This is a genomic window from Saccharothrix ecbatanensis (genome assembly GCF_014205015.1).
Classification (GTDB): Bacteria; Actinomycetota; Actinomycetes; order Mycobacteriales; family Pseudonocardiaceae; genus Actinosynnema; species Actinosynnema ecbatanense.
In genome coordinates, this window is record NZ_JACHMO010000001.1 from 6,235,392 (window position 1) to 6,248,885 (window position 13,494).

A 13,494-nucleotide genomic window follows, 5' to 3' on the forward strand; every position below is an offset into this window, starting at 1 on the left:
TCCTGTAGTCGGCCGGTGTTCTCACGGCGTGACGTCGAGCGCGGGCTGTGGGATGAGGGGGTGGTGGCAGGCCGCTGTGTGGTGGGGGGATAGCGCTACTTGGGGCGGCTCGGTGGTGCGGCAGATGGCGGTTGCCAGTGGGCAGCGGGGGTGGAACGGGCAGCCTGGGGGGATCGACAGGGCGCTGGGGACTTCGCCTTGCACGGGTGGTCGGGGGCGGGATTGTTGGACTACCGGGTCCGGGATGGGGGCTGCTGCGATCAAGGCTTTGGTGTACGGGTGGGCCGGGGTGGCGTAGACCTGTGCGGTCGGGCCGGTTTCCACGATTCGGCCCAGGTACATGACCGCTGTGTCGTGGCTGACCACTCGGACCAGTGCCAGGTCGTGGGAGATGAACAGGTAGGCGACGCCCAGTCGGTCCTGCAAGTCCTGCAAAAGTCCGATGATGCCTGCCCTGGTGGACACGTCCAGTGCGGCGACTGCTTCGTCCAGCACGACGAGGTCCGGGTCGCACGCCAGCGCTCGTGCCAGCGCGATTCGCTGCCGTTGGCCGCCGGACAGTTCGTGCGGATAGCGCCTGCCGAACGCCGATGTCAGGCCTACCAGTTCGAGCAGCTCGTCGGCCCTCGCGGCCAAGACAGTGCGATCTCGTTGTCCTACAAGGCGAAGTGGCTCGGTGACGATGTCACGCACCACCCATGTCGGGTCCAGAGACGAGTACGGGTCCTGGAACACCATGGGCATTCGGCGACGAAGGGTGTGCAGGCGGGCGCCTCGGGCCGCCAGCACGTCGGCGCCGTCCAGGTGCACGGCGCCGGAGTCCGGGCGTAGCAGTCCCAGCAGCAGTCGCGCGGTGGTCGACTTACCCGAACCCGACTCGCCGACCATGCCCAGCGTCCGTCCGCGCTCGATCGTGAACGACACGTCCCGGACCGCGTGGATCCGCGGCCGACGGCGGAAGAGGCCGGAATGGTTGGTGGGGAACGATTTCGTCAGCCCCTGCACCTGCAACAAGGTCATGACGGGGTCTCCATCAGCTCGGCGAGCCGGACGCACCGGGCCTGGTGTGCCTGGTCCACGACCTCCAGTGCGACAGGGCCGGCCACGCACGACGGCGTGGTGTGTGCGCAGCGGGGAGCGAATCGGCAACCCGGCGGCAAGGCGTCGAAACCCGGTACGGTGCCAGGGATTGTCGCCAGACGACCGACCTCCGCACCTGGCACGCAGCGCAGCAACGCGTCGGTGTACGGGTGGCGCGGGGTGGCGAACAGCTCGCGCACCGGAGCGGTCTCGACCACCTGACCCGCGTACATCACGGCCACCCGGTCGCAGATGTCGGCGATCACCCCGAAGTCGTGCGAGATGAACAGCAGTGCCAGCCCTGACTCGTCACGCAGCTCGGCCAGCAGCGTGAGGATCTGCTCCTGGACCGTCACATCCAGGGCGGTGGTGGGCTCATCGGCGAGCAGCACCACCGGTTCGCACGACAACGCCATCGCGATCACCACTCGCTGCCGCATACCGCCGGAGAAGTGGTGGGGGTAGTCCCGCGCACGCCGTTCCGCCGACGGGATGCCGACCCGGTCCAGCAGCGCCACCGCCCGCGCCCACGCGTCCTTGCGTGACAACTTCAGGTGCCGGCGCACAGTCTCGGCCACCTGTTCCCCGACGGTGTAAGCCGGGTCGAGGGCCGTCATCGGCTCCTGGAACACCATCCCGATCCGACCACCGCGCACCCCGCGCATGCGCCGCTCGTCCAACTTGGTCAGGTCGACGCCCTCAAGCAGCACCTGCCCGCCGGAGATCCGAGCCGACGACCCGAGCAGCCGCATCACCGCGAGCGCCGTGAGCGTCTTGCCCGAACCCGACTCGCCGACGAGCCCGAGCGTCTCGCCCGCGTCGACCGACAGGCTCACCCCGTCCACGACGACGAGCGGCCCGTCCGCGGCGGCGACCTCGACCACGAGGTCCCGGACCTCCAGCACGCTCATCCGAGCCTCCGGTTCTCGCGGCCGACCGAGTCGCGCAGGGCGTCGCCGACGGTGTTGAACGCCAGCACCGTGAGCAGGATCGCCAGGCCCGGCAGCAGCACCAGCCACGGCGCGTCGGCCGCGAACTGGGTGGAGCGCTGCAACATCGAGCCCCACGACGCGTCCGGGGCCTGCACGCCGAGCCCGAGGAACGACAGGCTGGCCTCGATCAGGATCGCGAAGCCCATCGTCATCGAGACCTGCACGATCAACGGCGAGAGCATGTTGGGCAGCACGTGGGTCCGCATGATCCGCGGGGTCGGGCAGCCGATGGAGCGTGCCGCCTCGATGAACGTCTCTTCGCGGATCGCCAGCGCCACGCCGCGGGACACGCGGTAGAACTGCGGCGCCATCGTCACGCCGACGGCGATCATCGCGTTGGTGACGCCACGGCCGAGCACGGCCAGGATCGCCAGCGCGAACAACAGCGGCGGGATCGCCATCAACGCGTCGGCCACCCGGCTCAGCACGGCGTCGACCCAGCCACGCAGGTAGCCGGCGAGCAGCCCGAACGGCAGCCCGATCGCGAGGCTGACGGCCGTGGCCAGCGCGCCCGCGTAGAGAGTCACCCTGGTGGCGACGATCAGCCTCGACGCGACGTCACGGCCGAGGTCGTCGGCACCGAGCCAGTGCTCCGCGCCGGGCGGGGAGAGCCGGTCGAGCAACGTCTGGGCGTTGGGGTCCTGCGGGGTGAGCCACGGGCCGAAGACCGCGATCACCGCCATCACCGCCAGCACCACGGCCATGCCGACCGCGATGCGCTTGCGCGCGAACCGGCGCCGGAACGCCCGGAACGCGGACTCCGGCCGGTCCTTCTCCGCATCCACGGTCATGCCGCCGTTTTCGGGTTGAGCCAGCGATAGGACAGGTCGACCAGCAGGTTCACCACGACGACCACCAGCGTGGTCACCAGGACGGTCCCCTGCACCATGGGGATGTCACGTTCGAACACCGCGCTCACCATCAGCGAGCCGATGCCGGGCAGCCCGAACACCGCCTCCACCAGCACCGACAGCCCGAACAACCGGCTGACCTGGAGCCCGATCACGGTCACCACCGGGATCATCGCCGTCCGCAGGGCGTGCTTGCCGATCACGCTGATCGGGGAGAGCCCTTTGGCGTTCAGCGTGCGCACGAAGTCCAGCTGCAACGTGTCGGCCACGCTCGCCCGTGTCTGCCGCGCGATCTCCGCCGCACCCCCGGCCGCGAGCGTCAGCACGGGCAGGACCAGGTGCGCCGCCCACAGCCCGGGATCCTCACCGAGGTCGACGTAGCCGCTGGTCGGGAACAGCTCCAACTCGGCGCCGAGGAACGTCACCAGCACCAGGCCGAGCCAGAAGTTCGGCATCGCGATGCCCACCGAGGAGGTCATCAGCGCGATCCGGTCGAACAGGCCGCCCGGCCGGACCGCCGCGAACACCCCGATCAGCAGGCCGACCACCACGGAGACGACGAGCGACAGCACCACCAGCGAGACGGTGACGCCGATCCGGTCCGAGATCGCCTGCGTGACCTCGTAGCTGGTGAGCATCGACGTGCCCAGGTCACCGCGCAGCGCCCCGCCGAGCCAGTCGCCGTAGCGGACGAGCACCGGGTCGTCCAGGCCGAGGCTCGCGCGCAGCGTCGCAACCTGCTGGGGAGTCGCCTGGTCGCCCAGGAGCGTGCTGGTCGGGTCGCCCGGGATGAGCAGTGCCAAGGAGAACACCGCGACCGAGACGACCCACGCCAGCAGCACCAGCGCGGCCAGGCGACCCATCACCATCCGGATCAGGAAGCACTCCCGGCGAGCTGAACGGCACGCAGGTCGATCGCCCCGGCGACGGTGGTGGTCAGACCCCGCACCTTGGTCGAAGCCATCAGCACCAGCGGCGCGCTGCACACCGGCAGGTGGCTGGTCAGCGCCACGGCCCTGGCCGCGATCTTCTGGTAGACCTTCTCCCGCGCCTCGCCGTTCGGCGTGGCCTGGCCTTCACGCGCCAGGCGGGTGATCTCCTCGTCCGGCACGCCGCCCGGGTTGAGCGGGCCGCCGGGGAGGTAGAGCGACGCGACGGTCTGCGCCGGGTCGACCGCGCCGGGCCACAGCGACACGTACGAGTCGACGGTCTTCTGCCCGACGAACCCGGCCATCACCTGCGCCGGCTCGGCGATCTTCAGCTCGACGGTCACGCCGATCTCGCGCAACTGGGCCGCGATGGCCTCGGTCACCGTCGAGTACGGCGCCACGTTGACCGACGCCATCGACATGGTGAAGCCGTCCGGGAAGCCGGCCTCGGCGAGCTTCTTCTTGGCGGCGGCCACGTCGAACTTCGCCGCGTCCGGCCCGAGGTCCGGCGCCGCGGCCCAGTAGTCCTTCGGGAAGATCTGCGCCGACGGCGTGCACTGCCCACCGAGAAGGGCCTTCGAGATGCCGTCGCGGTCGAGTGCCATGGACAGCGCGGCCCGCACCTCGGGCTTGGCCAGCGCCGGGTTCTTGCTCATGTTCAGGTAGACCTGGAACGCGCCGGCGCCCTGCTGCGAGAGCACCTGCAACTTGGTGTCGGACGCGGCCTTGAACTGGTCGAGGTTGATCATCGTCGCGTCGAACTCGTCCGCGCCGGTCGACCGCAGCCGCGTCTCCGGGTTGAGCTGGATGCTCAGCTCGATGCGCTTGACCGCTTGCGCCGTGGCCGAGGCGTTCCAGTACTTGTCGAAGCGCTCGTAGACCACCAGCACGCCGGGCTGGCCACCCTCCACCACCCGGTACGGGCCGGTGCCGACGGGCGCGAGGGCCAGGTCGGGCTTGGCGAAGGCCTGCGGCGAGACCATCATGCCCGCGCGGTCGGCGAGCTGGGCCGGCAGCGACGCCGTCGGCGCGGACAGCTTCAGCGCGACCGTGCGCGGGTCGACCACGTCGACCGCGGTGACGACGGCGAGCTCGGGCTTCAGCGTGGAGCGTTCGGCGGTCTTGGCCCGCTCGATGTTCGCCTTCACCGCGGTCGCGTCGAACGGCGTGCCGTCGTGGAAGACGACGCCCTCGCGCAACGTCAGGGTCAGCGTCAGGCCGTCATCGGAGAGTGCCGTCTTCTCCGCGAGCATGGGCACGACCTTGCCCTTGGAATCCATGTCCAAGAGGCGGTCGTAGGCGGGCAGCAGGAACGTGTTGACGAACGGGTTCGCCGCGGTCACCGGGTCGTAGTTCTTGCTCGCGTCGGTCGCGAAGCTGAAGCGCAGCGTGGCGTTCGGGTCGGCCGGCCCCGCGGACGCATCGGACGACGCGGGTGACTTGCCCCCGCCACTACAACCCGAGAGGATCACGCTCAGCACCGCGACTGCGGCGAAAGCGCTTCTCCTCCAACGGAACCTTCCGGTCGACTGGAACATCCTGCTCCCTCATTCTCACCGCTGCGACAGCCGATCGCACCATTGCGACAGGTCTGTACGCACCGGCAGACGACACACTGCCGTGGTCCGAATAGTGAAAAATCCACGCGTAAATGGGCACTTCGCACAAAGGCCCGCTGAGCAGCCCAAGCCGCCCAGTGGGCCTTTGCCTTGCTCGCCTGGGTCAGACGCGCTTGCCGGAACCCGTCGCGTACTCGTAGAAGCCGCGCCCGCTCTTGCGGCCGAGGAAACCGCCCTCGATCATCCGGAGCAGCAACGGCGCCGGCGCGTGCAGCGGTTCCTTGGTCTCCTCGTACATCGCCTCCCCGACGGCGACGACGGTGTCGAGGCCGATCAGGTCGATGAGCGCGAGCGGTCCCATGGGGTGGCCGCAGCCTCCGGTCATGCCGCGGTCGATGTCCTCGGCGGTGGCCACGCCCGCGTCCAGCATCCGCACCGCGGACATCAGGTACGGCACGAACAAGGTGTTGACCATGAACCCGGTCTGGTCCTTGGCGCGCACCACCTTCTTGCCCAGCGTGTCCCCGATGAACGAGACGGTCCGGGCGAGCGTGGCCTCCGACGTGCGCAGCGAACCGATCACCTCGGCCAAAGGCATCACCTGGACCGGGTTGAACAGGTGCACGCCGACGACCCGACTCGGGTCGTACGTGGCGGCGGCGATCTTCATGATCGGAATGGACGAGGTGGTCGACGCGAGCACGGCCGTCGGGTCCTCGATCGCCGCGTCGAGCGTGGCGAACACGGCGGTCTTGTCCGCCAGGTTCTCCCCGATCGCCTCCAGCACGAAGTCGCGGTCCCGGAGGTCCTTCAGCTCGATCGTGAACGACACCCGGCTGAGCACGGCGTCGCGCTCGGCGGTGTCGATCTTCTCCTTCTTCACCAAGCGGTCGAGCGAGCCCTGAAGCCGCTCCCGACCACGCGCGACCGAGGCCTCGCTCGACGCGAAGACGAGGACGTCCAGGCCCTGGCGCGCGCAGATCTCGGTGAACCCGGCGCCCATCTGCCCGCAGCCCACCACGCCGACCCGCCGCACGTCGTTCCCAACGACCAACGGATCAGCGTTCCCAACGACCACTGGATCAGCGTTCACGACGACCACCGGATCAGGCCGGAACCGACCGACATGCCGCCACCGAAACCGGCCAGCAGCACCAGGTCGTTGTCCTTGATCCGTCCGGACTGGACGGCGTCGTCCAACGCGACGGGAACCGAGGCGCTGCCGACGTTGCCGTACTTCTCGACGACGAGGTGGGTGTGCGCGCGGCCCAGGTTGCAGCGCTCGACCAGCTCGCGCAGCAGCACGCCGTTCGCCTGGTGCGGCACGAAGCAGTCCACGTCGTCGGTCGTCAGGCCGACCCGCGAGAGCTGCTTCTCCAGGATCGGGGGCAGGTTGTCCATGACGAAGTCGCGGACACCGCGGCCCTGCATGGTGAAGAGGTGCCCGCCGTTCGCCACGGTCTCGGCGGTCGCCGGGTTCCGGCTGCCACCCGCCTCCACCTTGATGAGGTCCTGGGCGTCCCCGTAGCTGCTGAGGTCGAAGTCGATGAACCCGCGACCGTCGGGCACCTCGCCGATCACGGCCGCGCCGGCGCCGTCACCGAGCAGCACGGACGTGCGGCGGTCGTCGAAGTTGAGGATCCGCGAGTACAGGTCGGCGCCGATCACCAGCGCGTGCGAGCCGGGCCTGGCCCCGACCAGCGCGCGGGCGAGCTCCAGGCCGTACACGAAACCGGCGCAGACGACGTTGATGTCGAGGCACGCCGCGCCCGTCGCACCGATGAGGTGCTGCACGAGGGTCGCGGTCGGCGGCTGCGGGAAGTCGCCGGTCGACGTGGAGACGATCAGGTGGTCGATCCGCTCGACCGGGAGCCCCGCGTGCTCCAGCGCCCGCCGCGCCGCGTGCGCCGCGAGGTCGGACGTCGCCTCGTCCTCGGCGGCCCAGCGGCGCGTCTCGATCCCGGTCTTGCGCAGGATCCACTCGGGTGCCGCGTCCGGTACCAACGCGACGATGTCGTCGTTCGTCACAACCCGCTCTGGCACGTAAGACCCAGTGCCTAAGATGCCAATAGCCACGGCGCTTCTCTATCCCCCAGAGTCCGGTAAGTCGTGCCTCGTAGCGGATTTCGCCGGTTCGCGCCAATCCGCGCCAGCGGGCAGGGGTCGGTCGGTGACACCCAACCCCGGAGCCCGCACCTTACTACAGCCGTCGTTCGCCCGGCCCGAGTCGTCGCCGGGGTCACCATCGAGCCCCGGACTCCTTGCGATTGACCACGATGCCGCGACCTGGGTCCGCTTGACCCGACGGGCGGCACGTACTCCATTGTCCTCAAAGGAACCGGCCAAGTGGGCGGATGTGACATCCCCGCATCGGAAAGCCGAAGGGACTCGCGCCACCGCGGAAGGGCCGTCGACAGGCGTTCACGGTTACCGCGCGGCACTGACGACGAGTCCACGTCACGTGGACCGCGATGCCGTTCCCCCTACCTGCCGACAACGGCTTCCGCGGCGGCCGCAGCCCTTTGATCAGCGCGGGTCCACGACGTCGCGCCGTCGGCGTCGGGTCGACAACTTGGCTTTGTAGATCGAGTTCCGCGCCGTGCGGGCACGAAAGTGGTGACTGTCCGACGTGACGGCCTCACCAGCGGTATTCGGCGGAACGTGGTGGACTTCGCGGTTTCCCAAGCAGTGTTCTCCGACGCACCCCACCGACCACGTCGGGGCCAGTAATGTGCCTGGCGTCCGTGACCCTTGTCACCACTCACATTCTGAAGAGGAACAACCGATGATCAGTGCTTCCGCCGCGGTGCTCAGGGCCGGTGACCGGCCTTACACAATCGAGGAAGTGACCCTCGATCAACCCGGTGAGGATCAGATCGTCGTGCGGGTCGCCGCGACCGGCTTCTGCCACAGCGACGCGGTTGCCCGAAACCCGAAGTTGGCGGAGAAGTTACCCATGATCACCGGACACGAGGCCGCCGGTGTGGTTGAGTGGATCGGTTCCGACGTGTCCGGGATCGAGGTCGGCGACCACGTCGTGCTGACCTTCGCCTACTGCGGCACTTGTTCACAGTGCACGGAAAACCACCCCTCGTACTGCGAGACCTTCCTCCCGCGCAACATCCTGGGGATGCTCGGCAGCGGCGGCGCCACCGCCACGGACGGCGACGGCAAGCCGGTCATGGCCCGCTGGTTCGGCCAGTCGACGTTCGCCACCAGGACCGTCGTCGACGCGCGCAGCGCCGTGGTGGTCGACCGCGAGCTGCCGCTGGACGTGGTGGCGCCGCTGGGTTGCGGGATCATCACCGGCGCCGGGACCGTGCTCAACGTGCTCGACGTGCAGCCCGGTTCGTCGGTCGCCATCTTCGGTGTCGGCTCGGTGGGCTTGGCAGCGCTGCTCGCCGCGAAGGCAGCCGGCGCGGCGTCGATCATCGCCGTCGACCTCCACCCGTCGCGGCTCGAACTGGCGGCCGAACTCGGTGCCACCACGACGATCCTGGGCGGCGACAACGAGGCCGTCGTGGCCGAGATCCGGAAGCTCACCGACCAGGGCACGCACTACTGCATCGACACGACCGGGGTGCCCGCCGTCATCGTGTCCGCCATCCAGAGCATGCGGTCCCGGGGCGTCTGCGCGTCCGTCGGGATCCAGGCCGGCGACCTCGTGCTCGACGGGCAGACGCTGAACGGCAAGCAGCTCGTCTCGGTGGTCGAAGGCGACGCGGACCCGCAGACCTTCATCCCGCAGCTGATCCAGCTCTGGCGCGACGGGCGCTTCCCCTTCGACCGCATGCTGGAGAAGTTCCCGTTCGACCAGATCAACGAAGCCGAGCAGGCATCATTGGAAGGCCGGGTCGTCAAGCCCGTACTCGTGATGGACTAAGCAGTACCGACGGCCACTTGTGGCCGTGCACAGCCCCATGTCCTGTGTGGACGATGAATCGGGGTCTCCAGCCGAAGAGCTTCGCGCGGATCTTCCGATCGCGGCCGGGGGCGATCGCGGTGGACAGAATCGGGAACATGCCCATCTCAAGGAGATTCACATGACTTCAGACCACTTCGAGCTCGGCGAGCGACCGCCGCTCGGCGAAGTCCCGGCCCGGATGTACGCGTCGGTCATCCGGGCGGAGCGGTACGGCCCGCCGGAGAAGGCCTTCGAGACCGAGCTGGTCGACGTGCCGCAGGTCGGCCACGGCCAAGTCCTCGTGTACATGATGGCGGCCGGCATCAACTACAACAACGTGTGGGCCGCGCTCGGGTACCCGGTCGACGTCGTGGCGTCGCGGCAGAAGGAAGGGGCCGCGGAGGACTTCCACATCGGCGGTTCCGAGGGATCGGGCGTCGTCTGGGCCGTCGGTCCGGGAGTCTCCTCGGTGTCCGTGGGTGACGAGGTCGTGCTGTCCTCCGGCGTCTGGGACGAGGGCGCCGACGACGTCCGGATGGGCTTCGACGGCAACGCCTCGACGACCATGCGGGCGTGGGGCTACGAGACCAACTTCGGTTCCTTCGCCCAGTTCGCGCTCGTGAAGGACTTGCAGTGCCACCCCAAGCCGAAGGGGTTGTCGTGGGAGGAGTCGGCCAGCTTCCTGCTCACCGGCCCGACCGCCTACAACCAGCTGGTCGGGTGGCACCCCAACACCGTCGAGCCCGGTGACCCGGTGCTGATCTGGGGTGGCGCGGGCGGACTCGGCTCGATGGCCATCCAGATCGCGCGGCACCGCGGCGGCATCCCGATCGCCGTCGTGTCCGACGACGACCGCGGCAAGCGGTGCATCGACCTCGGCGCGAAGGGCTACATCAACCGCAAGGAGTTCGACCACTGGGGACGGCTGCCCGACATCCGTGACGCCAAGGCGATGGCCGACTGGACGCGTGGCGCCCGTGCGTTCGGCAAGAAGTTCTGGGAGGTGCTCGGCGAGCGCCGCGCGCCGCGGATCGTGCTGGAGCACACCGGCCAGGACACCATCCCGACGTCGATGTACCTGTGCGACACGGCCGGCATGGTCGTGATCTGCGGCGGCACCAGCGGGTACAACGCGGATGTCGACCTGCGGTACCTGTGGATGCGGCAGAAGCGCCTTCAGGGTTCGCACTACGCCAACCTGCGGCAGTGCCGCCAGGTGATCCAGCTCGCCGCCGACGGCGTGCTCGACCCGTGCCTGTCGTGGACCGGCGAGTTCACCGACATCGGCTTGGCGCACCAGATGCTGTACGAGAACAAGCACCCGTACGGGAACATGGCGGTGCGGATCAACACGCCCGCGGAGCAGTGAACCACCGCTCGTAGCCCGTGAAGGGCCGCGTCTCGTGCCAAAAGCGCGGGACTCCTGGGAAGTGGATCCGTGAGGACCACTTCCAAACAGGAGTCCCGCGCTTTTCACATCACACGAAGCGGCTGACGTCCTCGCTGCGCAGGATCTCGCAGACGTCCCGGAACGCCGCGTCGACCGTGGCGATCTCCTCGTCGGTCAGGAAGATCGACGGCTCGAAGCGCATGGTCCACGGGCCGCTCGCGGTGCGGGCGATGCGGAAGTCGTGCTTGCGCATCAGGTGCCCGAGGATCCGCAGCGGCAGCACGGAGGTCTCGTTCGCCTCACGGATCTTCGCCGACGCCGACCCGGCCTGGTCGTGGAACTCGAAGCCCAGCATCAGGCCCTGGCCGCGGATCTCCTTGACGATCTCCGGGTAGTCGGCCTTGATCGCTTCCATGGTCGCCTTGGCCTTGGCGCCCCGCTCGGCGGCGAGCTTGTACGCCTTGCCGTCCTCGGCCTCCAGCATCTCCAGCACCTTCAGGGCGATGCGGGTGGAGAAGCCGTCCTTGGCGAAGGTCGAGCTGTGGATGAACTCGAACGGCTTGTGGTAGATGTGCTCGTTGATCAGCACCACGCCGAGCTTGGCGATACCGCCGCCGAGCGCCTTGGCGAGCACGATGTAGTCGGGCTTGAGGCCGATCTGCGTCCCCGCGAGGAACGTGCCGGAGCGGCCCATGCCGGACTGGACCTCGTCGGCGATCAGCGGCACGCCGTACGTGTCGCACGCTTCGCGCAGCGCGACGGCGTGCTCGGCGGTCAGCGGGTAGATGCCGGCCTCGCCCATGATCGGCTCGACCAGGAACGCCGTGAACACCGGGAAGTCCCGCTCCACGACGTCGACGACGCCGTCCTGCACCACGAGGTCCAGCAGGGCGGCGCGGTCCTGCTCCATGACCTTCGCGATCATGTCGGGCTGGTCGCGCGGGACGAACGTGGCCTGCGCGGCGAGGGCCCTGAACGGCCCGCGCAGGCCCGGGTTGTAGGTGAGCTGGACGCTGGCGATGAGCTTGCCGTGGAAACCGCCCTCCAGCGCCAGGAACTGCGCCGGACGGGCCTCGGTCTCGGCGTTGCGCCGGGTCACCTCGGCGACGAGGCGGTCCATGTCCTGGCCGCCCGCGATCGCCGCGGCGGCCTCGGAGATCGTGGCGCCCTCGGACACGGCGGCGCGCGCCTGCGCGATGTTCGCCTCGATCCCGCCCTTCAACCCGGCGATGCGGATGCCGCGGTCGAGTTCGGCGTGCTTGATCGCGATCTCGACGGCCTCGGCGCCGGTGTTGCCGAACTGGGCGAAGAACTTGTCCTCGGTCTGGAGCTCACGTCGGACGATCTTGTTCAGCTCGGTGGCGAGGTTCAGCGCGTACGAGTAGCCGCCCATCTGCGCGTGCACCGGGGTCTGCTGGTCCAGCACCCACTTGGCGTGCTCGACGATCTCCGGGTTGTTGTGCCCGAACATCAGCGAGCCGAACCCGCTGACACCGTCCAGGACTCCGACCTCGGTGCCGTCATCGGCGACGTAGTACAGCTTGTTGCCCTCCGCGCGCTGGAAGCGCACCGCGAGGCCGTACTCGTTCAGCCTTTCGACCATGAACGAGTCCGCGAATTCCGGCGAACCGATGGTGGAGTCCATGTTTTATCTCCGGTTACGAGGTTAGGACGGTTTTCTGGATTGCCGTGTCAGCTGTCGCTGTCGCCGGGGACCGCCTCGATCAGCGAGAAGGCCATCGGCGCGGGCAGCAGGGCGAACTTGGTGACGGTGAAGCCGGCCCGGACGCAGAGGCCCGCGAACTCGGCCTGGGTGCGCCCCTTGCCGCCGCCGATGACCCGCATGTGGAGATCGCTGAGGTACATCGTGTCCGGGAGGGAGCCGTCGACGGTTTCCGGCAGTGCCGGGTCGACGATCAGCAGTCGGCCGTGCGCCGGGATCACCCGCCTGATGTTGCCGAGCACGGTGACGGCGCGGTCGTTGTCGCCGTGGTGCAGGACGTTCTTGATCAGGTAGAGGTCGGCGCCGGCGGGAACTTCGGCTACGACATCGCCGGAGACCACGGTGCAGCGGTCGGCCACTCCGGCCGCCTTCAGGGTCGCGTCGGCCTGGGCGACCGCCGGGGCGGAGTCGAACAGGATGCCGCGCAGGCCGGGGTTCGCGGCCAGCACGGAGGCGAGCACCGCGCCGCTGCCGCCACCGATGTCGGCCACCGTGTCGAAAGCGGAGAAGTCGTAGCTGTCCGGCAGCGCTTCCGCGGTCTGCGCGGCGCTTTGCCGCAGGGCCACGGGGAAGTTCGCCGACAGGTTCGGGTCGCCCGCGACGTACTCGAAGAACGACTTGCCGTGGACGGTCGGGAAGGAGCTGTTGCCGGTGCGCACGACGTCGTCCAGCTCACCCCACGCCGAGCTGATGGCCGGGTCGGTGAACACCCGCGCGAACGAGTGGAACGAGTCGGCCCGGTCGGTGCGCAGCAGGGCGCCGGTCTCGGTGAGCCGGAAGTGCCCGGACTCCGCCTGGGTCAGGATCCCCAGCGTGGCGAGCGCACGGCACAACTGGGTCGTCGCCGAGGCGTCGGTGCCGATCGCGGCGGCGAGTTCCTCGCCCGTCCGCGCGTCGTCGCCGAGCGAGTCGGCCACCCCGAGGCGTGCCGCGGTGGCCACCGTCTGCGCGGCCATGTGCCCGAACACCAAGTCGAACAGCTGTTGCTTGTGCTTCGTCTCAGTCATGAATCTTCCCGTCTTGCATGATCACGCGATGACTGTGCGGGGCGTCGCCGGCGGCGTGC

11 protein-coding genes are annotated in these 13,494 nt (G+C 69.0%); 2 read left to right on the plus strand and 9 right to left on the minus strand.

The genetic code is table 11. The features are described from left to right. Positions 1 to 21 precede the first annotated feature (21 nt). From F4560_RS26615 to F4560_RS26645, 7 genes are all read right to left on the minus strand, one after another. On the minus strand, positions 22 to 1,020 hold the full coding sequence (locus F4560_RS26615) for an ABC transporter ATP-binding protein (RefSeq protein ID WP_184924296.1): 999 nt from the start codon (positions 1,018 to 1,020) through the stop codon (positions 22 to 24). Further along, positions 1,017 to 1,991, minus strand: coding sequence for an ABC transporter ATP-binding protein (locus F4560_RS26620; RefSeq protein ID WP_184924298.1), 975 nt, complete (start codon positions 1,989 to 1,991; stop codon positions 1,017 to 1,019). The genes F4560_RS26615 and F4560_RS26620 overlap by 4 nt, the downstream gene beginning before the upstream one ends. Then, positions 1,988 to 2,863: an ABC transporter permease gene (locus F4560_RS26625; RefSeq protein ID WP_184924300.1), complete on the minus strand. Its 876-nt coding sequence runs from the start codon at positions 2,861 to 2,863 to the stop codon at positions 1,988 to 1,990. Before F4560_RS26625 ends, F4560_RS26620 begins: the two co-directional genes overlap by 4 nt. Continuing rightward, positions 2,860 to 3,792 (minus strand): ABC transporter permease, encoded by a 933-nt coding sequence (locus F4560_RS26630; protein ID WP_184924302.1) that lies wholly within the window; start codon positions 3,790 to 3,792, stop codon positions 2,860 to 2,862. The genes F4560_RS26625 and F4560_RS26630 overlap by 4 nt, the downstream gene beginning before the upstream one ends. A 5-nt stretch (positions 3,793 to 3,797) precedes the next feature. Further along, a complete protein-coding gene (locus F4560_RS26635) occupies positions 3,798 to 5,324 on the minus strand; it encodes an ABC transporter substrate-binding protein (RefSeq protein WP_184924304.1) in 1,527 nt (508 codons plus the stop codon). 250 nt (positions 5,325 to 5,574) lie between these two features. Next, a complete protein-coding gene (locus F4560_RS26640) occupies positions 5,575 to 6,465 on the minus strand; it encodes a 3-hydroxybutyryl-CoA dehydrogenase (protein WP_281391958.1) in 891 nt (296 codons plus the stop codon). 35 nt (positions 6,466 to 6,500) lie between these two features. After that, positions 6,501 to 7,487: a 3-oxoacyl-ACP synthase III family protein gene (locus tag F4560_RS26645; RefSeq protein WP_184924306.1), complete on the minus strand. Its 987-nt coding sequence runs from the start codon at positions 7,485 to 7,487 to the stop codon at positions 6,501 to 6,503. Positions 7,488 to 8,196: 709 nt separating this feature from the next. Here F4560_RS26645 and F4560_RS26650 point away from each other — a divergent pair. Continuing rightward, entirely contained in the window at positions 8,197 to 9,294 is a 1,098-nt protein-coding gene (locus tag F4560_RS26650) for an NAD(P)-dependent alcohol dehydrogenase (RefSeq protein WP_221483654.1), read from the plus strand. Positions 9,295 to 9,454: 160 nt separating this feature from the next. Further along, the gene (ccrA, locus tag F4560_RS26655) at positions 9,455 to 10,684 is read left to right on the plus strand and encodes a crotonyl-CoA carboxylase/reductase (RefSeq protein ID WP_184924308.1); all 1,230 of its coding nucleotides are present in this window, start codon (positions 9,455 to 9,457) and stop codon (positions 10,682 to 10,684) included. 109 nt (positions 10,685 to 10,793) lie between these two features. Here the strand turns inward: ccrA and F4560_RS26660 are convergent, their stop codons facing one another. Together F4560_RS26660 and F4560_RS26665 are read right to left on the minus strand one after the other, a co-directional pair. After that, the gene (locus tag F4560_RS26660; RefSeq protein WP_184924310.1) at positions 10,794 to 12,350 is read right to left on the minus strand and encodes an aspartate aminotransferase family protein; all 1,557 of its coding nucleotides are present in this window, start codon (positions 12,348 to 12,350) and stop codon (positions 10,794 to 10,796) included. 47 nt (positions 12,351 to 12,397) lie between these two features. Beyond that, the gene (locus F4560_RS26665; RefSeq protein WP_184924312.1) at positions 12,398 to 13,435 is read right to left on the minus strand and encodes a methyltransferase; all 1,038 of its coding nucleotides are present in this window, start codon (positions 13,433 to 13,435) and stop codon (positions 12,398 to 12,400) included. Positions 13,436 to 13,494 lie beyond the last annotated feature (59 nt).